Origin of the sequence: Pseudophaeobacter sp. 1A09344 (genome assembly GCF_041008745.1) — a bacterium.
GTDB classification, from domain to species: Bacteria; Pseudomonadota; Alphaproteobacteria; order Rhodobacterales; family Rhodobacteraceae; genus Phycobacter; species Phycobacter gallaeciensis_A.
The window spans coordinates 1-26254 of sequence record NZ_JAXGFS010000019.1 but is presented as its reverse complement, the minus strand read 5'-3'; the positions used below and the strand labels follow the sequence as shown (position 1 = coordinate 26254).

Genomic DNA, 26254 nt, shown 5'->3' with positions numbered 1-26254 from the left:
AGCGAGATGCATGATGACGCGTGTTTTCCTGATCCTGGCTGCTGCCTTCGTTACCCTTGCTGCGGCCTGTACTCCGGTCCCTCAGACGGGTGAGGGCGGCGGAACAGTCTACAGGATCCGCAATGCCGACAAAGTACAGATCCGTATGCTCGATTCGGTTAATGCACTGCGCCAGGCGGCCTCTGCCCCGCAGGTCCAGCTGAATGCCCAGCTGAACGCCGCTGCCGCCACCCATTCGCGTGACATGTCGGTTCAGAACCGTCCCTGGCACTTCGGCTCAGACGGGTCCTCGCCGCTGGATCGCGTCGCCCGCACTGGCTACCCCGGCTCCATGCTGGGCGAGGCGATTTCGGAAACCTACGAGAACGAGCTTCAGACCCTGACCGCCTGGATGGAAGACCGCGGTACCCGCGCGGTGATTCTGGATCCCAAGGCCACCAACATGGGCTTTTCCTGGTACCAGGAACCCAACGGTAAGATCTGGTGGACGCTGGTGATGGGCAACTAAAAGCCCGCTCACCGGGCAGCTCTGCCCCAGGCTATCGGGACAGGCTGCGGATTCTCGAAGCCCTCAGGGGCGCAGGGAAATCAGGGTGCCAGTCTGAACCATGGCGTAGACCTCTTCGATCTCGTGGTTCTTGACGGCGATACAGCCTGCTGTCCAATCCTTGACCCGCGCCGCGCGCTTGCGGTCCTTGTGGTCATTCGGCTCTCCGTGAATGAAGATCTCTCCACCCGGCTTTTTCCCCAAGGATTGAGCATGGGCGACATCCGCCGAGTTGGGATAAGAAATGCCCACCGACAGGTGAAAGCTGCTGTTCGGGTTGCGACGGTCAATCAGATAGGTGCCTTCCGGCGTCTTACCGTCGCCTTCGACACGCTTGGCCCCGTCCGGCGCAAAGCCAAGATCGACCTCATATTCGCGCAACACATCCTCGTTGTTGAGAAGATACATTTTACGCGCGCCCTTGTTGACCACGATTGAGGTCACCTCGGGGCCTGAATAGCTTTTGAACTTGCTCTCAGCCTGGCTGCACCCTGCAACCATCGCACAAGAAACCGCTCCGAGCCCGAATAACCGCCTGTCCATTTTCGAACCTGTTTTTATTGACTGCCTAGAGCGCAGAATACCCGAAAATTTCCGAACTCGAAATCACTTCTTTGTCTGCTGATCCACCGCCGCGCTGTCGGAAAGGCGCCGTTCGATGGCCTCCAGCCGCGCCAGAACCTCGTCCCGGTAGGCGCCAGTGCGCTGGTCGTCTTCTTCGGAATGGGCATCCTGCATGGAGTTCACAATAAGACCCACCAGAAGGTTCACCACGGCAAAGGTCGTGACCATGATAAACGGCACGAAGAAGGCCCAGGCATAGGGGTAGACCTCCATCACCGGGCGCACGATTCCCATCGACCAGCTTTCCAGCGTCATGATCTGGAACAGGGAATAGGCGCTGAGGCCAAGATCACCGAACCATTCTGGGAAACTATGACCGAACAGTTTGGTCGCCATCACCGCGCCAATATAGAAAATGATCGCCATCAGCAGGAACACCGAGCCCATCCCCGGCAGCGCGGTAATGAAACCCTCCACCACGCGACGCAGGCGGGGGGCTACCGAGATGACCCGCAAAACCCGCAGGATCCTGAGCGCCCGCAGCACCGACAGCCCCTGTGCCCCCGGCACCAGCGCGATACCGACGATGACGAAATCAAAAACGTTCCAGCCGCTGACAAAGAACCGCAGCCGCGCCACCAAAAGCTTGGCCAGAATCTCGGCAACGAAAATGGACAGGCACAGGTAGTCGATGAAGTGGATGATCGGACCGATCCGCTCCATGATCCCGGCCGAGGTCTCCATCCCCAGCGTGACCGCATTGATCAGGATGACCGTCGTCACGAACCGGCTGAACCGGTGACTGTCCAGGATCTTGCGAAGGGTCTGCATCACGCTCATCAATCCAGTCTGTTGGGCGGCTGTCAGCTGTCCAGCGTGAAGCTGGCAGCCAGTTCCGTATGGGCGGACCAGCGGAACTGGTCAACCACCTGGACCCAGTTCAGACGATAGCCCGCGGCGACCAGCGTCTTTGCGTCGCGGGCAAAGGTCACCGGGTTGCAGGAAACATAGGCAATGACCGGCGTGCGGGCCTGTGCCAGCTGGGCAATCTGCGCCTCGCCACCCGCGCGGGGCGGGTCGATGACCGCAGCGTCGAAATGGGCGCCAAAGGGGTTCAGATCCTCAGGCAGCAACGGATTGCGGAACAGATCGCGGACTTCAGAGGTGACCTTTTTCAGCCCCTGCGCCCGGCGCCAGCCCGCATCGAGGGCGGCAATCATGTCCCGCTCGCCCTCGACTGCGTGAACTTCGGCATCCTGCGCTAGTGGCAGGGCGAAAGTGCCGCATCCCGCAAAAAGGTCGACAAGGCGTTTTGCGCCTTTGGTGATTTCCTGAACGGCAGACAGCAGCGCCGCCTCGCCATCCTTGGTGGCTTGCAGAAACGATCCCGGCGGCGGGCAGACGCGGGCGGGACCAAAAGCCTGCACCGGGGGCTGCTCCATCAGCACCTGCTCATCCCCCCAGGTCAGTCGGGCCACGCCGTTCTGACCGGCGATGCGCGCCAGTTCCAGCCGCAGGGAGCCATCCAGGGGCTTGCCCTCGCGCACCATCACGTCCAGCCCGACCTCGGATGTGGTCAGCGTGACAGAAAGGGGCGCCTTGCGGCTGGCCCCGGCCATGGCGAGTTCCTCGGCCAGCGGGATGGCCCGGATCAACGCCCGATCCAGCAGCTGGCAATCCGGAATCGGGGTGATCACATCCGATGCACGCCCGTGAAACCCGGCCATCGCGCCCTTCTTGGTGCGGCGCACGGTCAGGGTGGCGCGGCGGCGGCTGCGCGACGGCGAGGTATGGATGGGGCGGAATTCGGTCTCAAGCCCCTGCGCCCGCAGCGCGGTTTTCACCACCTCGACCTTCCAATCGGCGACAAAGGCATCGCTGGCGTGCTGCAACTGGCAGCCACCACAGGATTTATAGTGTCGGCACGGCGCCTGCACGCGGGTTTCGGAGGGCGTTTCGATCCGCACTTCGGTCAGCTGGCTGCCGCTTACTACGCCGCTGACCACCTCTCCCGGCAGGGTGCGGGGGGCGAACAACGGGCCTTCGGCGACCCCGTCGCCCTGTTGGCCAAGACGGGTGATCGTAGCTGTGGTTCTGGCTGCATCTGTCATGCAGCGTAGATAGCCTGCGCAGACCCGGCGCAAAAGAGCCAAACGGCACGGGGCAGACAAACCCTCCTGCGCCGGTTGCTATTCGGCAGCTTCGGTCGTGTCCTCGTCGGTGCAGATAAATCCGCCGGACTGACGTGCCCAGAACTGCGCATAGCGCCCGCCCTGCGCCAGAAGATCCTCGTGGCTGCCCACCTCAACCATCTGGCCCTGATCCATCACAATGATCCGGTCCATTTCGCTGAGCGTGGACAGGCGGTGGGCGATGGCCAGAACCGTCTTGCCCTCCATCACCCGTTCCAGCGCGGTCTGGATTGAGGCTTCGACCTCGGAATCCAGCGCCGAGGTTGCCTCGTCCAGAACCAAGATAGGCGCATCCTTCAGGATCGCGCGGGCCAGGGCGATCCGCTGACGCTGACCGCCGGACAGTTTGACGCCACGCTCGCCCAGATGCGCCTCATAGCCCTCGCGCCCCTGACCGTCCGCAAGATCCTGAATGAATTCATGCGCCTCGGCCTTCTGTGCGGCGGCGATCAGCTCTGCCTCGCTGGCATCGGGGCGACCATACAGGATATTGTCGCGGGCGGAGCGATTGAACATGGCAGTTTCCTGCGTGACCATGCCGATCTGCCGCCGCAGGCTGTCCTGTGTGACGCCAGTGATGTCCTGCCCATCGATCAGAACGCGCCCCTCTTCGGCATCGTAAAGCCGCAAGAGCAGCGACACCAATGTCGACTTCCCGGCGCCCGAAGCCCCGACAATGCCCAGTTTCTCCCCCGGTTTGATGGTCAGGTCGATGCTGCGCACGCCGCCGATATTGCGGCCATAGGAGAAACTGACGTGATCGAAATGCACCTGTCCCTCGCGCACCACCAGATCGCGGGCATCTTCGGAATCGGTGATGCGGTCGAACCGGGCCAGCGTCTTGATGCCGTTCTCCACCTCACCCACGTTGGCGTAAATCCCCATCAGCGCAAAGCTGAGCCAGCCAGTCATCTGTGCCAGCCGGATCGCGATGGTGCCCGCCGCCACGATATCGCCTTCGCTGGCCTGCCCTCCCTGCCACAGGAGCAACGATGCACCGATCATCATCACCGGCAGAACACCGGCACAGCCCATCAGGCAGAAGCGGAAGCTCGCCGACAGGGTGCCAAGATGCAGCCTCGCATCGCGGTAGCCCGCCATGGCATCCTTGGCGCTTTCTTCCTCGTTACCGGCATGAGCGAAAAGCTTCACCGTCTTGATATTGGTGATCGTGTCGACCACCTGCCCCGACACCATGGCCCGCGCCCCGGCCATCTTACCCGAGCGTTCGCGGACGCGCGGTAGGAACCAGCGGATCAGGCTGAAATAGCCGATGAGCCAGATCGCAAACAGCCCGGTAATCCGCCAATCGATCGACCCCAGAAGGGCAAAGGTACTGATCAGCGCCGCAAGGCCAAAGATCACCACATTGATCCCCTCGACCGCGACCTGCGTCATGGCATTGGCGGTCTGCATCTGCTTTTGCGCGATGCGCCCGGCAAAATCATCGTCGAAATAGCTAACCGACTGGCCCAGCACCCAGGTGTTGATCCGCGACAGGATCAGCGGCGAAATGAAAGGCTGCACCAGCACCGCATTGGCAAAGGCGCCGAGCCCCAGAATCGCCGGGCGAAACAGCAGGAAGAAGGCCGCAAAGGCCACCACCACCAGCATATGTTCGGCAAAGAAGGCCTGCGGCCCGGCATCCACTGCGGTATCGATGATGAACCCCAGAAGAAAGGCATTGAGCGTATCCATACCGCCGGCCATCACCGACAGGATCGTGAACAGCCCCAACACCGGCCAGGCCCCCGCCAGCGCCCAGCGCGCAAAGGCCACAAGCGTTTCCGGCGGCGGCCCTGCGGCAGGCCGGAACGGATTGAGACGCCGGTCGAGAAAGGATTTCAGCATTGTTCTTCTGCCTCTGCGTTCAGAAAGCCACCCGATTGGCGCGCCCAGAATTGTGCATATAGGCCGCCCTGCTGCAAAAGCGCGTCATGGCTGCCCTGTTCGGCAATCCGTCCCTGATCCAGCACCAGAATGCGGTCCATCTGAGCGATGGTGGACAGGCGGTGGGCGATGGCAATCACCGTCTTGCCCTCCATCATGCCATAAAGAGTCTCCTGAATGGCGGCTTCGACCTCAGAATCGAGCGCCGAGGTTGCCTCGTCCAAGAGCAGAATCGGTGCGTCCTTCAGAATGACCCGCGCCAGGGTGATCCGCTGACGCTGCCCGCCAGAGAGTTTCACGCCGCGCTCCCCCACATGGGCGTCATATCCTGTGCGCCCCTGCGGGTCCTCCAGATCCAGAATGAACTCCTGCGCCTGGGCCTGCCGGGCGGCGGCGAGCATCTCTTCCTCACTGGCATCCGGGCGACCATAGAGCAGATTGTCCCGCACCGACCGATGCAGCAACGCGCTGTCCTGCTGCACCATGCCGATATTCTGGCGCAGGCTGTCTTGCGTCACCTGCCGGATGTCCTGCCCATCGATCAGAATTTGCCCCCGGTCCGGATCGTAGAACCGAAGCAAAAGCTTCACGAGCGTCGATTTGCCCGCACCAGAGCGCCCGATCAGGCCGATCTTCTCACCTGGTTTGATGGTCAGGCTGATGCTGTCCAGCCCGCCTGCCTCGCGGCCATAATGGTGCGACAGATCCCGCAGTTCGATCTCTCCCGCGCTCAGTTGCAAAGGCTGCGCTTCAGGCTGATCGACCAGCGTGATTGGCTGGGCAATCGTACGCATCCCCTCGGCCACCACGCCCAGCTGGCGGAAAAACGATGTCAGCGCCCACATGATCCAGCCGGTCATCGCGTTGAGCCGCAGCGTCAGTGCGGTGGCCGCCGCCACCACCCCGACCGAGGCCGCACCCTGCATCCACAACAGGAAGGCCCAGCCGACAACGCCAACGATCAGCAGCCCGTTCAGCATGACCAGCACCCCATCCATGACGGTGAAGATCCGCATCTCTTCCTGAAAGGTCGTGCGCGCATCCTCGATCGCCTCTTTGGCATAGGAAAGCTCACGATCGTCATGGGCGAACATCTTGACCGAATGGATATTGGAATAGCTGTCCACCACCCGCCCCGTCACGGTGGAGCGCGCATCGGAGGCCGCTTCGCTGGCCGGGCCCACGCGCCGCACGGTCCAGCGCACCAGCAGCGCATAAAGCGCGAACCAGATCGCCAGCGGCAGCATCAGCCGCGCGTCGGCGGCAAAGAGCAGCACCGCAGCCCCCACCAGATAGGCCAGTGAAAAGGTGATGGCGTCAAAGACCTGAAACACCACCTCTCCGGCAGCCGGGGGCGTCTGCATGATCCGGTTGGCAATGCGGCCGGCAAAATCGTTTTCGAACCAGCTGACCGATTGGCGCAGCACATGCCGATGTGCCCGCCAGCGGATGAGCGTGCCGAAATTGGGCAGGATCGCATTGTTCAGCAGCAGCACATCCACCAGCTGCAGGGCGGGCCGCAGGAACAGGATCAAAAGGGCGACGACGATCAGCTCGGTGCCGTGATCCTGCCAGACCTGAGCGGGCGTTCCCCCCAGCAGATCAACCACCCTGCCCATGTAATAGATCAGCCCGATCTCGATGGCAGCCACCACCACCGACATCATCGCCGTCAACACAAAGACGCGTTTGAAGGGCTGGGCATAGTCGCGCAGAAACGGCCAGAGCTGCGTCGGGGGCACGTCTTTTTCGGGATAGTCACAATAGGGATCAATGAGGTTTTCAAAGAAACGAAACATGGGCGGGTGCTCCAATCACTTGAGCAAATTATGGAATGCGGACATGCGTCAGATGGGTGCCGTCAAGGCCCCCTGACAAACGGGTGGTATCGGCGTTAGCTGTACCAGATCCCGTAATACATGAGCATTCCTCCCGGTGCCTGTCGTTCATGACAGCCCAATGGATAGACACCCAACCCGCTTTTGTCACCCCGTTTTGTCTCAGCTTGCGACTTCGCGGAGGTTCAGCCGTTCAGGCGCGCCAGCAGTGCCGCGCGATCAAGGGAAAACCCCGAGGCGATCCAATCCGATTCCAGCTGTTTCAGCGCCGCGCCCAGCGCCGCACCACTAAGGTCTGGCATCAGGTCCCGCGCCGCCACCGGGCAGGTCTGGCTGCTGCCATGAGTTGCTGCCGCAAGCGCGTCCGGCGCCAGGGGTTGCTCGAGCAGTGCCGCCCGCAGGAGCAGCGCATCGCGCCCCTGATCCGCGCCCAGCCGATACCCCAGCTCACCCGCGCCCAGGGTGCCGGTTGCAGCCTCATAAAGGCGTTCCAGCCTGCGCGCCTGTTCCTTGCTGAGCCGGAGCGATTCCTGCAGGTCTGCGCCGCCACTGATCGCAGCCAGCCGCCGGATCGGATCGGCAGGCATCCCAGCCTCGCCCTCAAGATGGACAAGCGGCGCCAGAGCGCGGTCATCCGCACCCGGCAGGATCTGTCCCAGAACCCCGGTCTGGCGCATCACCGCCACCTCAGGCGCCGGATCCGGCGCGCCGAGCAGCTTCAACAGTTCTGCCCCCACCCGTTCGCGCGACAATTTTCCCAGCCCGTCGAGGTTAGCCGCAATCGCAGCAAGCGCATCGGGATCGAAACCTGCAGCCTGATCGCCATACCAGGCATGGAATCGGAAATAGCGTAGCGAGCGCAGGTAATCCTCGCGGATGCGGTGGTCTGCTGTGCCGATAAACCGGATGCGCCGGGCCTGAAGGTCGGGCATCCCGCCCAAAGGATCGACAATGCTGCCGTCTGGGCGCGCATAAAGCGCGTTCACGGTAAAATCCCGGCGCGCGGCGTCCTCGGCGATATCGGTGGAAAAGGCAACGACGGCGCGGCGGCCATCGGTGTCCACATCCTTGCGAAAGGTGGTGATCTCATGCGGGATACCGGCCTTGATCAGCGTCACGGTGCCATGGTCGATGCCGGTCGGAACGGCGCGGATCCCGGCCTGTTCGGCCAGCGCCAGCACGGTGTCCGGCGGCACATCCGTGGCGATATCAAGATCGGAAACTGGCACCCCCAGCAGTGCATTGCGCACGCATCCGCCCACGAACAGCACTTGCGCGCCCGCCTCTGTCAGCGCGGCGCAGACGGCCTGCGTCTCGGGCGCATGCAGCCAGGGTTGGTCGATCCGCATCAGCTCTGCATCCGGTCTGCAAACTGGCGCAACATCCGCGCGGTGGCCCCCCAGATGTAATAGGGACCATAGGGCACAGTGTAATACCGCCGCCGCGTACCCCGCCAGCGGCGCGATTCGATGATGTAATTGGCCGGATCCAGAACATGAGAGAGCGGCACAGAAAAGACCTCGGCCACCTCGCCCGCCTCGGGGCGGATGTCAAACTCTGACCTCAGCAGTGCCACCACCGGCGTGACGGTGAAACTGGTGACCGTTTCATGGGTCGGCAGCGCGCCCAGAACCTCGGGCAGATCCTGCGGCAGACCGATCTCCTCCCAGGCTTCGCGCAGGGCGGTATGGGTGACATCCCGGTCGCCCTCGTCCACCTTGCCGCCCGGAAAGGCGATCTGCCCCGGGTGGTGTTTGAGCGCAGAAGACCGTTTTGTCAGGATGACCCGCGGGGCACCTGAGGCCAACGAGATCGGCACCAGAACGCCGGCCGGGCGCAGCTTGCGCGCCTGCGGCAGGGACATCTCCGGATTGAGGTCAAAATCCGAGGACCCCGCATCCGGGCGGCTTTGCACGGCCATGGAAAGGCGCAGTTTCAGGTCCTCGGGAGTGTCATACATATTGTCGGTCGCTCAGCTCGCTTTGGTCAGGACGGCGGATTTTCGGCCTCAAAGCCCAGCGTCTTCGGGTCCAGATCGTAATGGGCGCCGCAGAACTGGCAATCGGCGGTCACCCGGCCGTCCTCTGTGGTCATCGTCTCCAGATCCTTGGCCGAGTAGATCGACAGGCTGTTGCGCACCCGCTCTTCCGAGCAGGTACAGCCAAACTGCACCGCCTGCGCATCATAGACGCGCGGCTGTTCCTCGTGGAACAGTCGGACCAGAAGATCGGTCGGCGAGACCGTTGGGCCGATCAGTTCCAGATCCTCAACCGTGGCCAGCAGCATATTGACCCGGTTCCAGTTTTCCGCGGTCTCTTCCGGGATCAGATCCGCCGCATTGAGGATATCCCCGGTGCCCTGCAGTTCTGCCGCAAAGGGCGACGCCTTGGGCATGTGTTGCAGCATCATGCCACCCGCGCGCCAGCGTTCGGAAACGCCCGGCTCGGAAGATTTCCCAAAGCTGAGGCTGAACCGCGTGGGCAGCTGCTCGGACTGGGCGAAATAGGCCTCGGCGCAGGCCGAAAGCGAGCCGCCCGCCAGCGGTGTGATCCCTTGATAGGGCTGCATATCGTGGCCCTGGTCGATCATGATGGCAAAATACCCCTCGCCCACCTGATCAAAGGGCAGGCCGGGCTCCAGCCGGGAGGGATCATAGCTGGCATAGGCGCGGATCCGGGCCGGATCGCCTTCTTTTTCAGGGGCGTAGTAATCGGTGGCGATCATCCGCACGGCGGCGCCCTTGGACTGCACCTGCAGCGACAGTTTCCAGCGCAGTTTGATGGTCTGGCCGATCAGAGCAGTCAGCAGGGCCATTTCGGCCACCAGCGCCTCCACCTGGGGCGGATAGTCGTGCTGTTTCAGAATACCATCCAGAACGCCGTCAAGACGCGCGACGCGGCCGCGCATGTCCGAGGCATCAAGCTGGAAGGGCAGGACCGTATCGTCCCACGCGATTTTCGAACCAAGTGTCATGGGGTTTCCTTACACGCCGGAGGTTGGCATATCGAGCCTATATAGGGTTTTGCCATTCGGAGTGAAGGGGGCGCATGTGATCAGACGTTTTGGAAAGCCGCCCGAAGCGGGGCGAAGCTACAGGCTGCGGCCCGGAATCTATGCGCTGCTTCCGCGCGACGGGCAATTGCTGCTGACCTGCCAGCTGGATCCGGGGCCGGACATCCAGCTGCCCGGAGGCGGCATCGACCCCGGCGAATCGCCCCTGCCCGCGCTGCATCGGGAGGTTTATGAGGAAACCGGATGGAGTATCGCCGCGCCACGTCGCCTTGGTGCGTTCCGGCGGTTCGTCTTCATGCCGGAATACGATCTCTGGGCGGAGAAACTCTGCCATATCTATATGGCCCGTCCGCTGCAGCGCTTGGGCCCTCCGCTGGAGCCCGGCCACGAGGCGCTGTGGATGCCCGCTGATGAAGCCGTTACGCACCTCGGCAACCCCGGGGATCGCCATTTTGCCGCCCGGTTCTGCCCGTAGGGAAAATGAGGACCGTCCACCACACAACATAGCCCCGGGGGCACTCCCGCGCGTGACTTGAACGGCCCACTGGGCCTTCGGTCCCCCTTGGGCATGGCAGCGCGCAAGCGCGCTGCGGTGGGATTCCATAGGGTTGGTTGTGTATATGAGTGGCGTTAGAAGCGTGACCGCTGCACGCCCTGGCGTGCAGCCCGACCCAACAAGAGCCGATGATCGTTGATCATCAGGCGATTGGCGGGAGAGCCCTGCCGAGGCGATCCCGGTGCAGGGATACGGTCCGGATTACGGTCCTTCGTATTCGAACAGGGTGGCGGAAACGTCATCCTCCAGCCCGTGCTCTGGCGACAGGATCTGGGTCAGGTTCCAGTAGAGATCGTCCAGGAACTCCTTGCCGGACTGGCTGCTGTCGCATTTGCGGATCAGTTCGAGCAGCCCCTCGGCCTCCAGCATCTCACCGGATTCCAGGCGCGCTTCGGTAAAACCATCGGAGTAAAGCAGCAGCCGGTCGCCCTTTTCCATCACCAGCTCTTCCTGGCTGTAGCCGATATCCGGCACCAGACCGACGGGGACCCCGCCTTTGCCGATGAATTCAGCGGTTCCATCCTTGCGCAGCAGCAAGGGGTGCGGATGCCCGGCCTGCACCATCTTCAGCACGCCGCTGCGCAGATCGACGATGCAATAGGCCATGGTGAAGTATTCTTCGATGCCGGTATCCGCGATCAGGCGGGCGTTCAGCATGCTGGCCACCTCTTCCGGCTGCCGCAGCGCATAGAATCGGTTGAACCGCTTTTCCATGCCGACGTTCTGGTCGAAATAGGTCGAGGACAGGTAGCCACCCAGTCGTGCGGTCATCATCGCCGAGGTGATACCGTGGCCCGATACGTCGATGGAATAGAAGCCGATTCGGTTGACGCCCGGACAAAACATGCCCACCAAATCGCCACCGATATGGCCACAAGGCTTCAAAAGCAGGCTGACGGTCGAGGAGCCAAACGACTTGGACAGCTCCGGCACCAGTGATTCCTGAATCTTGCGCGCCTGAATCAGATCCTTGTCGATCGCATCATAAACCCGCTGCAGCTCACCCAGGGTTTCCGAGACGATCCGGTTCTTTTCCGACAGTTCCCGCTGCATCCGCAGGATCCGTTCTCCGGCCGAAATCCGCGCCCGCAGCTCATCCGAGCTGACCGGTTTGGTGAGGAAATCATCAGCCCCTGCATCCAGGCCTTCGGCGACTTCGTTCTTTTCGCTCTTGGAGGTTAGAAGAATAAAATAGCTATATTTATCAGTGCCCTGAGCCCGGAATTCACGGCAGAACTCGATACCGTTCATGCCAGGCATCATCCAGTCGCTGAGGATAAGATCCGGCGGATCGTTCCGGCAGATTTCCATCGCCTGTTCGCCGCCCTCGGCTTCCAGAACGTCAAAACCCCATTTCTTCAGAGACGCGACAAGAATCCGGCGCTGCAGCCGACTATCATCGACAACCAGCACACGGTTGATCGATCCGCTCATAGCGTCTTCCTCATGGTCCACGGGACTGTCTGGCAGCAACTAACGACACCTCAATACACTAGCAAGGAATTTGCCCACAATAGCGGGCATTATCCAGCCAGTTCTTTAACAGGTTATGAAGCGGAAAGATTGAACTCACCACCTGCTTTCACTTTAAATTTACCCGTGGGACGTTATGAAATACTTACCGGGAAACAAGAAGCAGGACTTGGATTATGATTAACTGGCCTCGCGTCAAGGAACTTCGCCAGGAAGTAGGGGAAGAGGACTTCGATGAGGTTGTGGAGCTCTTCCTGGAGGAGGTAGAGGGCGTCATCAGCAAACTTCGCACTGGAGATCGCGGCGCCTTGGAGCAAGACCTTCATTTCCTCAAAGGCAGCGCAATGAATCTGGGTTTTGATGCCTTCTCTGACCTCTGTCTTGCCGGGGAGCGCCAGTCGGCAAGCGGCGCCGCCGGATCGGTCGATCTGGACGCGGTGATCTCTGCCTATGAAAAATCCAAGACGCAGTTTCTGGCAGAGCTGCCCAACCTGAGTTGACCGACTGTCGGCCTCAGCTACCGGTCTGAGCGTACCCCCTCTGCCTGAGAAGAACCTTTCAGATCAGAAACTGCGCCAGCGTTTCGTCATTGGTGATATCGGTATAGGTCATGCCTGCCTCATCCAGGCGGGCAAAAAGCGCGGCGAAATTCTCCGGGCGCTTGGTTTCGATCCCGATCAGAACCGAGCCGAAGTTGCGCGCCGACTTCTTCAGGTACTCAAACCGCGCAATATCATCCTCGGGGCCAAGGATGTTGAGGAACTCCTTCAGCGCGCCGGGCCGTTGCGGCAGACGCAGCAGGAAGTATTTCTTGATGCCCGAATAGCGCAGCGCCCGTTCCTTGACCTCTGGCAGACGTTCGAAATCGAAATTTCCGCCAGAGGTGACACAGACCACGCTTTTGCCGCGAATCCAGGAGCGCACATCGTTCAGCGCCTCGACCGACAGCGCGCCAGCGGGTTCCAGCACGATGCCTTCGACATTCAGCATCTCGATGATGGTGGTGCAGATCCGGTCCTCTGAAATGGCGATCACATCCGGCAGCGGGATGTGTTTCAGAAGGTCAAAGGGCTGCGCGCCGATGGTGCCCACCGCGGCGCCATCGACAAAGGTATCAACCTTGTCCAGCGCCACCGGATGCCCCGCCGTCAGCGCCGCGCGCAGGCAGGCCCCGCCTGTGGGTTCGGCAAAGAGGCAATGCACCGCATCGCCAAAAAAGGTCGCAACGCCCGAGGACATGCCCCCCCCGCCCACCGGCAAAATCACATGGTCGGGGATCCCGCCAAGCTGCTCTTCGATTTCCACCGCGATCGAGGCCTGACCTTCGATCACATCGCTGTCGTCAAAGGGCGACAGGAAATGGCCCCCTTCGCGCGCGCACCACTCTTGTGCAGCAGACAGCGTGTCGTCGAAATAGTCGCCGATCAGGTGCACCTCGATATTGTCACCGCCGAACATGCGGGTCTTCTGGATCTTCTGCTGCGGCGTTGTCACCGGCATGAAGATCACCCCGCGCTTGCCCAGATGCTTGCACATGAAGGCAACGCCCTGCGCGTGGTTGCCGGCTGAGGCGCAGACAAAGAGATCCTGATCGGGCTGCTTGCGCATGGCGTTAAGCGCGCCGCGAATCTTGTAGGAGCGGACCGGGCTCAGATCCTCGCGCTTGAGGTAGATATCCGCCCCGAAGCGTTCGGAAAGGTGGACATTGCGCTGCAAAGGCGTTGCGGGAAACACCTCGCGCATGGCCGCCTCGGCGGCGCGGGCGGCATCTGTGAACCGGGTCTGAAAATCGCTCATACCCTTTCAGTGGCGCAAGCCCGCCCCCAAGGCAAGGGGCAGGCGCAAAGCATGCAAAAGAATACCGGTGAGCGGGTCGTCGTCAGATCGGGCGCCCCTGCACGTAATGGCCATAAAGGGTGGTCAGGATACTCACATTAACCAGCGTCATCACCAACGCCGCGCCAAGCGAGAAGATGAAGCCAAGCGGCGCAAAGACCATCATCGAGGCCCCGACGATGAACTGCAGCAACAACTGCACGAGGATCAGAACCACGAACAGCATGATCGCCGTTCCCGCCGTCCCGCGCGTCGCCTGTAGAGACTGGCTCATGCTGAGCCGTTCGCCGATGGCCGCCGCCGGCAACATGGGCAACAGCCGGAACAGAAAAACGCCCACAAAAACAAAGGCCGCAATGGCCAGGATCATCGCGATAACGGGCGGAAAGACCGCAGCAGACATCATCACGACCATTCCGATGACAACAGCGGAAACAAGCCCCATCACAAGCGCAAGGATCAGAGACACACCGATGTAGGCCAGGATGCGCCCGCCACGAAAAGGCGGGATCCAGCCTTGGGGATATTCCTCAAGCAACACGAAACGGTGCCAGTTCACAAACACCCAGAGCTCCAGGATGATGAAAACCACGGCAGCCAGAAACAGCGGACCGGCAAGGGCAGGATCCACGGTCGGAACGCCGTTTGCGTCCATATGCATGGCTTCTGACATCAGCCCACCAAGGAAGGCCACAAACAGCACAACTCCGATCAAAACGGGCACAAGAGCGATGCGGAGGGCGTCGCGCCAGTTGCGCAGCACCATGTTGAGGGAATGCGAAAATATCTTCCAACTGATCACGGGAAATGTCTCCTGAAAAACAACTTTCCTTTCTTCTTGCACGTATTGCGCGCAGCAAGACAAGGAAAACCCGGCGAACCTTGCCCTTCTCTGCAAAACCCGCTACCCCGCAAACGTTCTGATCAAGAGGAAAACCCATGTCCGCGCCCAAAAAAGTTGTGCTGGCCTACTCTGGCGGCCTTGATACGTCGATCATCCTGAAATGGCTGCAGACCGAATATGGCTGCGAGGTGGTGACCTTTACCGCCGATCTGGGCCAGGGCGAAGAGCTGGAGCCCGCCCGCAAGAAGGCCGAGATGCTGGGCATCAAGCCGGAAAACATCTACATCGAAGACGTCCGCGAAGAGTTCGTGAAAGACTTCGTCTTCCCGATGTTCCGTGGCAATGCGCTCTATGAGGGCGAGTACCTCTTGGGCACCTCGATTGCGCGCCCGCTGATCTCCAAGCGCCTCGTGGAAATCGCCGCTGAAACCGGCGCCGATGCCGTGGCCCACGGCGCCACCGGCAAGGGCAACGACCAGGTGCGTTTCGAACTGGCGGCCTATGCGCTGAACCCCGACATCAAGGTGATCGCCCCCTGGCGCGAATGGGACCTGACCTCGCGCACGCGCCTCTTGGAATTCGCCGAGAAGAACCAGATCCCGATCGCCAAGGACAAGCGCGGCGAAGCGCCTTTCTCGGTCGATGCGAACCTGCTGCACACCTCTTCCGAGGGCAAAGTGCTGGAAGATCCCGCCGAACAGGCCCCCGATTACGTCTACCAGCGCACCGTGAACCCCGAGGATGCACCGGATACGCCGGAAATCATCACCATCGGTTTCGAGCAGGGCGATGCGGTTTCGATCAACGGCGAGGCGATGAGCCCGGCCACCATCCTGACCGCGCTGAACGACTATGGCCGCAAGCATGGCATTGGCCGTCTGGATTTCGTGGAAAACCGCTTTGTCGGCATGAAATCCCGCGGCATCTACGAGACCCCCGGCGGTACCATCCTGCTGCAGGCGCACCGCGGTATCGAGCAGATCACTCTCGACAGTGGCGCAGGCCACCTGAAGGATTCGATCATGCCCCGCTATGCCGAGCTGATCTACAACGGTTTCTGGTACAGCCCCGAGCGTGAAATGCTGCAGGCCCTGATCGACAAGAGCCAAGAACACGTCACCGGTACCGTGACCCTGAAACTCTACAAAGGGTCGGTCTTTGTGGTGGCACGTGATTCCGAGCATTCGCTCTACTCCGAGGCCCACGTGACCTTTGAAGAAGACGCCGGCGCCTACAATCAGGAAGACGCGGCAGGCTTTATCCAGCTGAACGCCCTGCGCCTGAAACTGCTGGCCGCACGCGACCGTCGGCTGAAAAAATGAGTGACGACTACGACATAGACGGCGATTTCGAGGACGATTTCGAAGAAGAGCTGGAAATGTTCGTCGAAGCCCAGGACACGGTCTGGTCCGATGTCCTGAGCGAACTTTCTGTGGGTAAAAAGACGAGCCACTGGATGTGGTTCGTCTTCCCGCAACTGGCCGAGCTTGGCAAATCCCACATGGCACAGCTTTACGGGATCGAGGATCTGGCCGAGGCCAAGGCCTATCTTGGCCACGAGGTCCTCAGCGCTCGCCTAGTCGAAGTCGCCCGCCTGATGCTGTCGCACGCGGATCAGGACGCCGCCGAGATCCTCGGCAAGGTCGACGCCAAGAAACTGCGCTCTTCCATGACGCTGTTTGCCGCCGTGCCGGATGCACCGGGCGAATTCAAACAGGTCCTTGATGAATTTTACAGCGGCAGCCCCTGTCCGCTGACGATCGAGGCACTGGCAAGCGCCTGAGGCTCGCCTCCCGCTTGGTCATGCTTGCCCAGCGCAAATCCCTTGCCTAACGCTCACGTCAGGCAAGAGGAGATTCCCTGATGGCACTTCACGACATCGCCGCCGGTATCCAGTCCGGCCTATCCGGAAAAAGCTTTGACGGCTCGCTGAAATTCGACTGCGGCGAGGAGGGCGTCATCGTCCTGGCCGACGGCACCGCGACCACTGAAGACAGCGACACCGACTGCACCCTGCGCCTGTCGGAAGAAAATCTGAAAAAGCTGCTGACCGGCAAGCTGAACCCGATGACCGCCGTGATGATGGGCAAGATCAAGATCACCGGCGACATGGGCGTGGCGATGAAACTGGGCAAGCTGATCGGCTGACCAGCCTGCCCGTGAAGCGGCCTTAGATCTTCACCGCCTTCAACTGCTCGTAATAGGGCATCGCCTCCTCCAGCACCGGTTGCAGGTGTTCGGGCACCTCGGGCAGATCGCCTTCGGCACCGGCAAAACCGGTAGAGGTCCAGACCGCGCCATACCAGACCTCGGCCCAGACGCCATCGTCCTTGTGGCCGCCCTTGGGCCAGCTCAGCATCTTGGGCGAATAGGCAAGGCCGATGGCATCGCACATCTGTTCCAGCTTGGCTGCGGGGTCCTGGCGGATGTCATAGCTGTCCACCACTACCGGCTCCTGCCCCCAGCTGCGGCAAAGCTCATAGAGTTCAGCCTGCTGACGAAAGCCGATATCGTCCAGGTTGGGATTCTCGCGTTTCGCCGCATAAGAGGCGATGACCCGCGCTGGGTGACGGATCAGGAAGACATTCGTCACCTCCCGCATCCAGTCGCGCGGCATGCCGGGGATCATGTGCTGACTCATATGCTTTTGATAATAAACCGGTTTTGCAGCCGGAATATCTCCGATCAGCATATCGGCCACCACTTTGGGATCCTGGCTCTGGCTGTCCATGATCTCTTCGCGCATGGGATGGTCGAGGCCGGTCATCTTCAGATAGGCGGCGTAAAAGGGCTCATCGACCACCGCGCAATCGCCACGGTTGCCAAAGGAATACATCATCGCCGTCGAGAGGTTCCGCGGCCCCGACCACATTGCAATCCGCATCAGGCGCACTCCTGCTCGATCAGACCCTTGTAGAGCGCCCTGATCCGTTTGGTCACCGGACCCATTTCGCCCGTGCCGATCTGGCGTCCGTCGATATCGCCCACCGGGGTTTGCGCGCCGAAGGTGCCGGTCAGAAACGCCTCGTCGGCGCCATAGGTGTCGACCAGCGAATAGTTGCGTTCATGCACGGGGATGTCATTGGCGCGACACAGATCGATCACCTTTTGCCGGGTGATGCCGTTCATGCAGTAATCCCCGGTCGAGGTCCAAACCTCGCCACCGCGCACGATGAAGAAGTTGCAGGCGTTGGTGGTGTTCACAAAGCCGTTCACATCCAGCATCAGCCCTTCGTCCGCGCCCGCCTTTTCGGCGGCGATGCAGGCCAGGATACAGTTTAGTTTGGAATGGGAGTTCAGCTTGGGGTCCTGGCTCATCGGCAGGCCGCGAATATGGGGCACGGTCGCGAGCCGGATCGGGCGCGGCAGATGCGGGCGGGAATGCTCCATGATGATGACCATGGTCGGCCCCTGCTGCGACAGGCTGGGGTGCTGGAAGGGCCGCGTTTTCGGGCCGCGCGTCACCATCAGCCGGGCGTGGGCATCCGTGGTCATGCCGTTGGCCTTCTGCGTGTCCAGCACCGCCTGTTTCACCCCCTCCGGGGTCAGGCCGATGTCCAGATCTATGGCCTTTGCTGCCTCGAACAGACGGTTCAGGTGTTCGTCGATGAAGGCCCAGGTGCCGTTGTAAAGGCGCAGCCCTTCCCAGACGCCGTCACCCAGCATGAAACCGCTGTCATAGACGCTGACGGTGGCCTCGGCCTTGGGCACGATCTTCCCGTTCAGATAGATGAGGATCTCTTCGTTGCGCTGATCTTCTTCAGCCTGATGGGTACTCATTTTTTCAGTCATAGGACCCTCCTTTTGCGGCACGCTAGCCAGATTGGATCCAATTTCCAAGCGATAACTTGCGCTCACCAGTGCGTGACATTTGATGACATGGGTTGAGCGCAGGCGCGCCCGGCGGCAGGGTTTCAAAAAACGGAGGCGATGATGAAGACATTGCATCACATCAAACAGGTTTCCCTGGCCATCCTGATCCTGGCTGCGGGCCTGTTGCGCGGATATGAAGCCCATGCGGCCGAGCAGGAAACGCTGACCGTAGCGGGCGGCTGTTTCTGGTGCGTCGAGAGCGATTTTGAATCGGTTCCCGGCGTCTCCGAGGCCGTTTCTGGCTACACCGGCGGCACCACCAAGAACCCCACCTACAAGGAGGTCGGCCGTGGCGGCACCGGTCATTACGAGGCGGTGCAGATCACCTTTGACCCGGCCAAGGTAAGTCGCGCGCATCTGCTGGATCTGTTTTTTCGCTCCGTCGACCCTACCGATCCGGGCGGCCAATTCTGCGATCGCGGCGAAAGCTACCGTACCGCCGTTTTCGTGTCCTCCGACGCGGAAAAAACAACCGCAGACCAGGCAAAGGCCAAGGCGCAGGCAGAGCTGGGGCAGACCATCGTCACGCCAGTCCTGCCAGCCGGTCCCTTTTACCGGGCCGAGGATTACCATCAGGATTATTACAAGGGCGACAATCTGGTCTTTACCCGCTTTGGCCCCAAGAGACAGTCCAGCGCCTATAAACGCTACCGTGAAGCCTGCGGCCGCGATGCCCGTGTGCGGCAGCTGTGGGGGGATGCAGCGCCCTTTGCCAACGCTCACTAGGCGAAACACCACTGGCCCAAACCTTATTGGACCAGTTCCCGCACGCTAAGGCGCATTGCCCGCCTGCCTGAGGGCAAGATCGCGCGCGGTGTTTATTAAATTTCTCTCTATAAAACGACCGAAAATCACGGTGGTTTTGCGTTTTGTCGGGCAGGTACTGAGATTCATTTAACCCGTCTCGCGCAGTCTGACTGTTACTTGTTTTTAGGAGGTAACAGTCGCATGCGGAGTGTCCGTCCCATCCGTGCCAGATCAGCGATGAATGTTCTGGCTGCACTGTTGTTGCTAGGGACGCCTGTCAGCGCGGATGTCATTGACCTGCGCGCTGACGCCTGGTGTCCATTCAACTGCGATCCGGCCAGCGACCAGCCGGGGTATATGGTGGAAGTGGCGCAAGAGGCGCTGGCGCTTTTTGGGCACGAGGTACGTTATACGTCGATGACCTGGAGCCGCAGCCTGTCGCAGGCTCTCAGCGGCGACATTACCGGTGTCATCGGCACCGATCAGGAAGAATCGCCTGATCTGATCCTTGGCCCGCCCATGGGCAACTATCAGGAGGCTGTCGTGTTCCGCGCCGGGGAAGCCCGGTCAATCGCGACCGCCGAAGATCTGGAAGGTATCCGGATCGGGGCGATCTTGGACTATGAGTACAACACCGTGATCGCCGCCTATGTTGCAGAGAACGCCAGAAACCCCGAGCGGGTTCAGATGATCGGCGGCGATGATGCACTGAAACGAAATCTGCAAAAGCTGAAGGCCGGGCGGATCGACATGGCAATCGATGAACGTTCGGTTGTGACCTACATGATCGATCAGCTGGGATTGCAGGACGATCTGCAAGTCGCGAACTATGGCGAGGCGACCGAGCTTCACATCGGTTTCTCCCCGGCGCTGGAGGCATCTGCGCTTTATGCGCAGCAGCTGACAGAAGGGGTAGCGCAGCTCAAGGCATCTGGGCGCTACGGTGAGATCCTGAAACGCTATGGACTGACTGAGTAATTCTGCCATGAATGTTGTCGGCCCCAAAACCCTTCGCACCCGCATTCTGTTGGGCGTCCTGATCCCAGTTTTTCTAATCCTGGCGGCAGGTCTGACCTACGAATCCTATGATCACAGAGCGCATCTGATAGAGGGTCAGCACCAGCAAGGGGACATGGTCGCCCGATTGACGGCAACGACCGTGACGCAGGCTCTGTGGGATTTCGACATTGTTCAGGTGGAACAATCGCTGCAACAGATCGTGGCCCTTGGCCAGGTCGCAAGTGTTGAAATTATTGGTCTGGCTGGCGAGCAGATCGCGGCCGCTACCGCACCGGGGTTCACCCCGAGTGAAGGGGATTTCATCACCACACATGTGATCGAGTATGTTCTGGGTGACCAACACGAAGAGCTGGGAGAATTACGGCTGACTCTCCCAGTGGAACACGTCACTGGTCCCTTGATGGACACGACGGTTCAGCATGCTGCGGTCTCGGTACTTATCTTTGCTCTGCTGGCCGTCAGCGTGTTTCTTGTCCTGACGCGGATTTCGCAGCCGCTGACCAAGATCGGCACAGCGATCGACGATATTTACAATGGTCGGTTTGACACGGTGGTTCCCTATCAGTCCCGTACTGATGAGATCGGCATGCTGGCACAGACGCTGGAGCAGATGCGCCGCAATGAGGTCGAAATGGCAGACCTGCGCGCCCACACGACCGAAGCAAGCAGGCGCGAAAGAAAACGTATTTACCGCGCCCTGAAATCCACCCGCGATGGCGTGATCCTGACGGATGAAACGGGTCACGTGGTGTTCTCCAACGCCAACGCCAGCATCTTCTTTGCCGATGCGCGGGACGGGGAAAAACTGAACTTCCGCTCCTGGTTGCCGCAGGACGTGGCCGAACAGATCGAAGAACGCGTCGCCGCCAATCAGGATTTTGCCGCCGAGGCAAGCGTCACCCATTTCAACAGCGGTGAAGAGCTGAACCTGTTGGTGCGGGGCGGTCCGATCCGGGACGAAGAGGGCCTGTATTTGGGCACACTGCTGCTGGCCACCGATCACAGCGATCAGGCACGTCAGGCCGCGCGCGTCAAATTCATGGCGGAACATGACAGCCTGACCGGCCTGCCGAACCGGCGCCTGCTAGAGCACACCCTCGGCAACTGGCTCAATCAGGGGGAACAGGTATCGATCCTGCTGGCGGATCTGGATCATTTCAAGATGATCAACGACACGCTTGGCCATCCCACCGGTGACGCCCTGCTAAAGGTCGTGGGTGAAAAATTCCTGGGCAACTGCGGGAAAAACGCCTTGGCAGCGCGGCTTGGCGGCGACGAGTTTGCGATCCTCGTCAAAGGCGCCGCAAGCGAGGAACGCCTGAACAGCATTGCCAACTCGCTGGTCTATGATCTGTCGAAACCGCTGACCATCGACGGCAACGTCCTGCACACCGGCATGAGTGCGGGAATCGCAACCCTGTCTGGTTCTGAGGCCGGATCCACCGATGGCATCCGCTGCGCTGATCTGGCGCTTTATGAGGCGAAAAAGGGCGGCCGTGGCCGGGTCGAGATTTTCCACAAGGATCTGGAAACCGTCATCAAACGCAAAACCCTTCTGGAGCGGGAATTGCGCGGCGCCCTCAACGAAGGCAGCATCCGCCCCGTCTTTCAGGTCCAGACCGACCTCAAGACAGGTCAGATCATCGGATTTGAAACCCTTGCACGCTGGCATCACCGGCATCTGGGCAGCATCTCTCCGGCGGAATTCATCCCTGTCGCCGAAGACAGCGGGCTGATCCGCGAGCTAACCTACCAGATCATGACCCATGCCTTCCGCGCCGCGGCACGCTGGCATGACATGGGCTGGACCGGCCGGGTGGCAGTTAATCTCTCACCCAAGCTGTTTGGCTCGCAAGTCGATGAATTCGTCAATGACTGCCTGTATGAAACCGGCTGCCCCGCCAGCGCGGTCGAGGCCGAAATCACCGAAACAGTTGTCCTGTCGAGCGGCCAGTCTGCGCTGAAAGAGATCGAAGCCCTGCAACGGCTGGGCGTGACCGTGGCACTTGACGATTTTGGCATGGGCTATTCCTCGCTCAGCTACCTGCAGAAATTCCCGGTGAACAAGATCAAGGTCGACGCGGCCTTTGTCTCCAAACTGCCTGATTCCGCCGAAACCCGGGCCATCGTCGTGGCCATCGCGGAACTGGGGCATGCCCTTGGCATGCATGTCACCGGCGAAGGCGCTGAGACCGAACTGCACCGGCAACTGCTTCGGGAATGCAAGGTCGACTATCTGCAAGGCTATTTTGATGGTCCGCCCATGGCCGAACGTGCTGCGACCGCTCGTCTCTTCCCTGGCGCCGGTCTGCACCTGCAAATGTCCAACTGACAAGCGCGCACCAAAATTCGTAGCAAAACCTCGGTCACGGGTTGGTTATTCCTGTCTCAATCTCACTGGCGCTTCCGCAGCCCGGCACGCCGGTTCTGCTATTGCTTTGACACGGCGCAGGCTTTTGACCAGCCATCAGCCCCCTCCCGGCCTCGATTTGGCTGATTTTCTTGCGGAAAACGTTGCCTGAAGCAAAAAAACCGGTATCACCTGCCGAACCGATTTCGCCACGCCATCATCGCCACAAAGGAGCCCCGCGTTTTGAAACCTGCTGCACCGGACCAGAGGCTGGACAGCGCAGGCGCGCCCACTGCCGACTCTGCCCGGGCTGCCGTGGTGGATCTGCAGGCGGTGCATGTGATCGCAGGCGAAAAGACGCTGTTGCAGGACATCTCATTTCGCGCCGATGAAGCGCGGGTTGGAATCGTCGGGCGCAATGGATCAGGAAAAACCACTCTGTCGCGCGTCCTGGCCGGCCTGATCGCGCCAGATCAGGGAGAGGCCCGGGTCGACGGTATCGACCTGTCGCGCGACCGCAAGGCGGCGCTGGAGCTGGTGGGCGTGCTGTTCCAGAACCCAGACCGGCAGATCATTTTCCCCACGGTGGAAGAAGAGATCGGTTTCGGGCTGCGCCAGATGGGTCTGAGCAAATTCGACACCGCCGCAGAGGTGGCGCAAACCCTGGCCCGTTTCGGAAAATCGCAATGGGCAAAGGCGCCGACACATCTTCTGTCGCAGGGGCAAAAACAACTGCTGTGCCTGATGGCTATTCTCGCCATGAAACCGCGAATCATCCTGCTGGATGAACCCTTTGCCGGGCTGGATATCCCAACCCGCATGCAGTTGCAGCGCGCGCTGGATCAGGCCGAAGCACAGCTTTTCCACGTCTCGCACGACCCGCAACACCTGGAACACTATGACCGTATCCTGTGGATCGAGGCAGGCCAGCTGCGGGCCGATGGGTCACCCGCTGACGTCTTGCCGGAGTTCACCAGACAGATGACCGAATGGGGGGCAAGCGATGATCTCTCTGACCTCGCCAGTTGAAACCTGGGCGCACCGTTGGCCCGCGGGGCTAAAGCTGGCCATCCTCTGCGCCACCACGGTGGTTCTGTTCTCCCTGAAAACACCAGCGGCGCAGGGTGGCGCGCTGGCGCTGACGCTGGGTCTCTATCTCAGCGCCGGGCCCGTCTTTGCGCGCAGCGGCGTGCGGAGCCTGCGCATTCTCTGGCCCTTCTTCGTGGTCATCGCACTGTGGCATCTGATCGAAGGCACCCCGGCAACCGGGATGACCATCGCGCTGCGGCTGACCACCGCAGTGGCACTGGCGAATTTTGTCACCATGACCACCCGGCTCACTGATATGGTCGGGGTTGCCGCATGGCTGCTGACGCCGTTTCGCCGGATTGGCCTCAGCACCCGGGCGCTTGAAACCGCAATCGCGCTGGTGATCCGCTTTGGCCCGCTGCTGGCACATCGCGGCGCGGATTTGGCCGAGGCCTGGCGCGCAAGATCACCGCGCCGCCCGTCGTGGCGTATTGCCCTGCCGATGACCATTCTGGCGCTGGATGACGCCGACCACGTTGCCGAAGCGCTGAAGGCGCGCGGCGGCGTTCAATAATCTCACGCCCGGCTGCGCAGCGGGGCATGCACAAGGATCGAAATCACATGGAACGTTCTATCGCTTACATCGCTCTCTTTGCGGCGCTGATCGCCGCATTGGGGCTGATCCCGCAGATCACCCTTGCCTTTGGCGTGCCCGTTTCGGCCCAGAGCCTCGGTATCATGCTCTGCGGCACGGTACTGGGCGCCCGGCGCGGATTGCTGGCCGTCCTCCTGTTCCTGCTTCTTGTCGCCCTTGGCCTGCCCCTGCTGTCCGGCGGGCGCGGTGGGCTCAGCGTCTTTTCCTCGCCCACGGCTGGCTTCCTTGTTGGCTTCCCGATTGCGGCCTTTGTCACCGGCCTGATCATGGAGCGGATGCGGGGTATTCCGCTGGTGGCGACGGCGATCATCGCCGCGATGCTGGGCGGGATCGTCGTGCTCTATCTGTTTGGTGTGGCCGGAATGGCCATCACCCTCGACAAGTCCTTTACCGACGCTGCAGCCCTGGTCCTGATCTTCATTCCGGGCGACATCCTGAAGGCCGTGGTTGCCGGGCTGCTGACCGCCGGACTGGCGCGGGCGCGCCCCGGCAGCCTGCTATCGCGCAACAGCTAAGGTCCGACCCGAAGCCTCGGACACTCTGACATACACCGCAACGGAGCAGGCATGCGGCCTGCTCCGTTGATCAGATCGCCACACCAGCCTGATGCCCTTCGGCGCCTTAGTCCTCTTGGACCTCCTCGCCGCCGCAAAATTCATGCGCAAGATTGATAATCAGCCATTTGAACAGAGGCTTGGGCAGGATATCGATCATCCCCCATTCGGTGCCACGCTGGAATTTCTCCAGGTTGGCGCAATCCGACATCCCAATGATCGCAGGGCCCGCCGAACCACCCCCAAGCGCGGCAATCTTCCGGGAAATCTCTCCCACCAGATTGCCAGCGGGAAACCGGATATCCATCAGCACCAGACCATACGCCGTCCGCCGCGCCGCGCAGCGCCGAAACGCCTCATGAGGATCCGCGCACAGTTCAAAAGGCACGCCCGCTTCGCGCAGGAATTCCTCCAGACGAAGGCGCACCCAGGGATCATCGTCAACGGCCAGGACCGACAGCGCCGGGATGGCGCGGGTTTCAATGGTTTCGGATCTCAAAGCAGACATAACAACACCCTCCCAAAGGCCGGGTTTCTACCCACAAACGTACCAACACCCCCAGAGCCTGTCTGGGATCGGCTGCGATCTGAAAATGCGGATTTACGACGCAAGGAAGACACGCTGAGAATCCGCATTCAGATTCAGCCCAAAAGGTCACATCTGGCGGAATACGACAGATCACACCCGCTCAGGTTGTTAACCTTAACACACCCCAAGACGTTAAAACATACAAGTTATCTAGAATTAACGACCAATTTTCTAAATATACGGAAAACAGCCCAGTAAATAAAGCCACGCCTCAGGGAAAGCAACTAATCCCAAAAGGATTTTCATTATAAATCAATTGCCTAGCGTAATTCTCAAGAACGCAGAACAACACCTGTGCAGGAATTATAGTCAAGTCTGAGGTGGGCACAATTTTGCCCAACTCAAAGCCATCAGCGCATATCACCGTAAATAGAATGAAAGGACCGCAACGGTCTCAATAATTTTTGCACCCGAAACTTAAGTCACCCCAGAAACCCCGCCCACCTGTCGGTGAGGAGAATATCGGCGCGCGACGTTTTCACTGCCGCAGTCACGAATCGCCGACCATCTTCGACGGAACGCCCAGACCCCTATGGGGTGCCCTGACGATCTGTGTTGGCCCCGCTTCACAGTCGTCGAAGCCGGTTCCGAAAACTGACACTCTGGGCGGTTTCATTGCTTGTAAAGCGTTGCGGTGTTAAGTGCGTGGCCAAGTTGAGGCTGAGCCAGAATGGAGTTGCCAATG

General features: G+C 60.7%; 26 protein-coding genes. 12 read left to right on the top strand and 14 right to left on the bottom strand.

All coding sequences use genetic code 11. The features are described from left to right. Nucleotides 1-13 precede the first annotated feature (13 nt). On the top strand, nucleotides 14-508 hold the full coding sequence (dalA, locus tag SM765_RS21840; RefSeq protein WP_065273655.1) for a divisome-associated lipoprotein DalA: 495 nt from the start codon (nucleotides 14-16) through the stop codon (nucleotides 506-508). 63 nt (nucleotides 509-571) lie between these two features. On the opposite strand, the gene SM765_RS21835 is transcribed toward dalA, so the two are convergent. The 8 genes from SM765_RS21835 to hslO all read right to left on the bottom strand — a co-directional run bounded on the left by SM765_RS21835 (nucleotide 572) and on the right by hslO (nucleotide 10004). Next, a complete protein-coding gene (locus tag SM765_RS21835; protein ID WP_065272064.1) occupies nucleotides 572-1090 on the bottom strand; it encodes a L,D-transpeptidase family protein in 519 nt (172 codons plus the stop codon). Nucleotides 1091-1153: 63 nt separating this feature from the next. After that, on the bottom strand, nucleotides 1154-1951 hold the full coding sequence (locus tag SM765_RS21830; protein ID WP_274836054.1) for an ion transporter: 798 nt from the start codon (nucleotides 1949-1951) through the stop codon (nucleotides 1154-1156). A 23-nt stretch (nucleotides 1952-1974) separates the two neighbouring features. After that, entirely contained in the window at nucleotides 1975-3222 is a 1248-nt protein-coding gene (locus SM765_RS21825) for a class I SAM-dependent RNA methyltransferase (protein WP_274836053.1), read from the bottom strand. A gap of 78 nt (nucleotides 3223-3300) precedes the next feature. Further along, on the bottom strand, nucleotides 3301-5154 hold the full coding sequence (locus SM765_RS21820) for an ABC transporter ATP-binding protein (RefSeq protein WP_274837872.1): 1854 nt from the start codon (nucleotides 5152-5154) through the stop codon (nucleotides 3301-3303). Next, the gene (locus SM765_RS21815) at nucleotides 5148-6992 is read right to left on the bottom strand and encodes an ABC transporter ATP-binding protein (protein ID WP_274837871.1); all 1845 of its coding nucleotides are present in this window, start codon (nucleotides 6990-6992) and stop codon (nucleotides 5148-5150) included. The genes SM765_RS21820 and SM765_RS21815 overlap by 7 nt, the downstream gene beginning before the upstream one ends. Before the next feature lie 224 nt (nucleotides 6993-7216). Beyond that, nucleotides 7217-8380, bottom strand: coding sequence for a CCA tRNA nucleotidyltransferase (locus SM765_RS21810; RefSeq protein ID WP_274837870.1), 1164 nt, complete (start codon nucleotides 8378-8380; stop codon nucleotides 7217-7219). Further along, complete coding sequence (locus tag SM765_RS21805) at nucleotides 8380-8952, bottom strand: CoA pyrophosphatase (RefSeq protein WP_425537305.1); 573 nt, start codon at nucleotides 8950-8952, stop codon at nucleotides 8380-8382. The genes SM765_RS21810 and SM765_RS21805 overlap by 1 nt, the downstream gene beginning before the upstream one ends. A gap of 65 nt (nucleotides 8953-9017) precedes the next feature. After that, nucleotides 9018-10004, bottom strand: a complete 987-nt coding sequence (gene hslO / locus SM765_RS21800; protein WP_274829333.1) for an Hsp33 family molecular chaperone HslO — start codon at nucleotides 10002-10004, stop codon at nucleotides 9018-9020. 76 nt (nucleotides 10005-10080) lie between these two features. Here hslO and SM765_RS21795 point away from each other — a divergent pair, with 76 nt between their 5' ends. Beyond that, complete coding sequence (locus tag SM765_RS21795; protein WP_274837868.1) at nucleotides 10081-10518, top strand: NUDIX hydrolase; 438 nt, start codon at nucleotides 10081-10083, stop codon at nucleotides 10516-10518. Nucleotides 10519-10800: 282 nt separating this feature from the next. Here SM765_RS21795 and SM765_RS21790 read toward each other — a convergent pair whose 3' ends face one another. Continuing rightward, nucleotides 10801-12033, bottom strand: coding sequence for a PP2C family protein-serine/threonine phosphatase (locus tag SM765_RS21790; protein ID WP_370570785.1), 1233 nt, complete (start codon nucleotides 12031-12033; stop codon nucleotides 10801-10803). A gap of 215 nt (nucleotides 12034-12248) precedes the next feature. Between SM765_RS21790 and SM765_RS21785 the strand changes: the two genes are divergently transcribed. Further along, nucleotides 12249-12572, top strand: a complete 324-nt coding sequence (locus tag SM765_RS21785; RefSeq protein WP_065272056.1) for an Hpt domain-containing protein — start codon at nucleotides 12249-12251, stop codon at nucleotides 12570-12572. Between the two features lie 58 nt (nucleotides 12573-12630). Here SM765_RS21785 and ilvA read toward each other — a convergent pair whose 3' ends face one another. Together ilvA and SM765_RS21775 are read right to left on the bottom strand one after the other, a co-directional pair. Further along, nucleotides 12631-13869 carry a threonine ammonia-lyase IlvA gene (gene ilvA, locus SM765_RS21780; RefSeq protein ID WP_274837866.1) on the bottom strand — a complete coding sequence of 413 codons (1239 nt, stop codon included), beginning with the start codon at nucleotides 13867-13869 and terminating at the stop codon, nucleotides 12631-12633. 82 nt (nucleotides 13870-13951) lie between these two features. Continuing rightward, a complete protein-coding gene (locus tag SM765_RS21775) occupies nucleotides 13952-14710 on the bottom strand; it encodes a hypothetical protein (protein WP_274831729.1) in 759 nt (252 codons plus the stop codon). A 137-nt stretch (nucleotides 14711-14847) separates the two neighbouring features. On the opposite strand from SM765_RS21775, the gene SM765_RS21770 reads away from it, so the two are divergent. The 3 genes from SM765_RS21770 to SM765_RS21760 all read left to right on the top strand — a co-directional run bounded on the left by SM765_RS21770 (nucleotide 14848) and on the right by SM765_RS21760 (nucleotide 16900). Next, a complete protein-coding gene (locus SM765_RS21770) occupies nucleotides 14848-16074 on the top strand; it encodes an argininosuccinate synthase (protein ID WP_274831730.1) in 1227 nt (408 codons plus the stop codon). Continuing rightward, nucleotides 16071-16535, top strand: a complete 465-nt coding sequence (locus SM765_RS21765) for a DUF1810 domain-containing protein (RefSeq protein WP_274836047.1) — start codon at nucleotides 16071-16073, stop codon at nucleotides 16533-16535. The genes SM765_RS21770 and SM765_RS21765 overlap by 4 nt, the downstream gene beginning before the upstream one ends. An 80-nt stretch (nucleotides 16536-16615) precedes the next feature. After that, a complete protein-coding gene (locus SM765_RS21760) occupies nucleotides 16616-16900 on the top strand; it encodes an SCP2 sterol-binding domain-containing protein (RefSeq protein ID WP_274836046.1) in 285 nt (94 codons plus the stop codon). 22 nt (nucleotides 16901-16922) lie between these two features. Here SM765_RS21760 and SM765_RS21755 read toward each other — a convergent pair whose 3' ends face one another. Together SM765_RS21755 and SM765_RS21750 are read right to left on the bottom strand one after the other, a co-directional pair. After that, nucleotides 16923-17636, bottom strand: coding sequence for a sulfotransferase-like domain-containing protein (locus SM765_RS21755; RefSeq protein WP_274836044.1), 714 nt, complete (start codon nucleotides 17634-17636; stop codon nucleotides 16923-16925). Further along, the gene (locus SM765_RS21750; RefSeq protein WP_065272049.1) at nucleotides 17636-18544 is read right to left on the bottom strand and encodes a D-amino acid aminotransferase; all 909 of its coding nucleotides are present in this window, start codon (nucleotides 18542-18544) and stop codon (nucleotides 17636-17638) included. Before SM765_RS21750 ends, SM765_RS21755 begins: the two co-directional genes overlap by 1 nt. Nucleotides 18545-18685: 141 nt before the next feature. On the opposite strand from SM765_RS21750, the gene msrA reads away from it, so the two are divergent. From msrA to SM765_RS21720, 6 genes are all read left to right on the top strand, one after another. After that, nucleotides 18686-19351, top strand: coding sequence for a peptide-methionine (S)-S-oxide reductase MsrA (gene msrA, locus SM765_RS21745; protein ID WP_065273652.1), 666 nt, complete (start codon nucleotides 18686-18688; stop codon nucleotides 19349-19351). 222 nt (nucleotides 19352-19573) lie between these two features. After that, the gene (locus tag SM765_RS21740) at nucleotides 19574-20350 is read left to right on the top strand and encodes a substrate-binding periplasmic protein (RefSeq protein WP_082996063.1); all 777 of its coding nucleotides are present in this window, start codon (nucleotides 19574-19576) and stop codon (nucleotides 20348-20350) included. Nucleotides 20351-20504: 154 nt separating this feature from the next. Continuing rightward, entirely contained in the window at nucleotides 20505-22724 is a 2220-nt protein-coding gene (locus SM765_RS21735; protein ID WP_274837864.1) for a putative bifunctional diguanylate cyclase/phosphodiesterase, read from the top strand. Nucleotides 22725-22985: 261 nt separating this feature from the next. After that, nucleotides 22986-23771 (top strand): energy-coupling factor ABC transporter ATP-binding protein, encoded by a 786-nt coding sequence (locus SM765_RS21730; protein ID WP_342455894.1) that lies wholly within the window; start codon nucleotides 22986-22988, stop codon nucleotides 23769-23771. After that, nucleotides 23746-24345: an energy-coupling factor transporter transmembrane component T family protein gene (locus SM765_RS21725; protein ID WP_274837863.1), complete on the top strand. Its 600-nt coding sequence runs from the start codon at nucleotides 23746-23748 to the stop codon at nucleotides 24343-24345. The genes SM765_RS21730 and SM765_RS21725 overlap by 26 nt, the downstream gene beginning before the upstream one ends. Before the next feature lie 47 nt (nucleotides 24346-24392). Further along, nucleotides 24393-24941, top strand: a complete 549-nt coding sequence (locus tag SM765_RS21720) for a biotin transporter BioY (RefSeq protein ID WP_274837862.1) — start codon at nucleotides 24393-24395, stop codon at nucleotides 24939-24941. A 106-nt stretch (nucleotides 24942-25047) separates the two neighbouring features. Here SM765_RS21720 and SM765_RS21715 read toward each other — a convergent pair whose 3' ends face one another. Next, on the bottom strand, nucleotides 25048-25488 hold the full coding sequence (locus SM765_RS21715; protein ID WP_274829320.1) for a response regulator: 441 nt from the start codon (nucleotides 25486-25488) through the stop codon (nucleotides 25048-25050). Nucleotides 25489-26254: the final 766 nt, after the last annotated feature.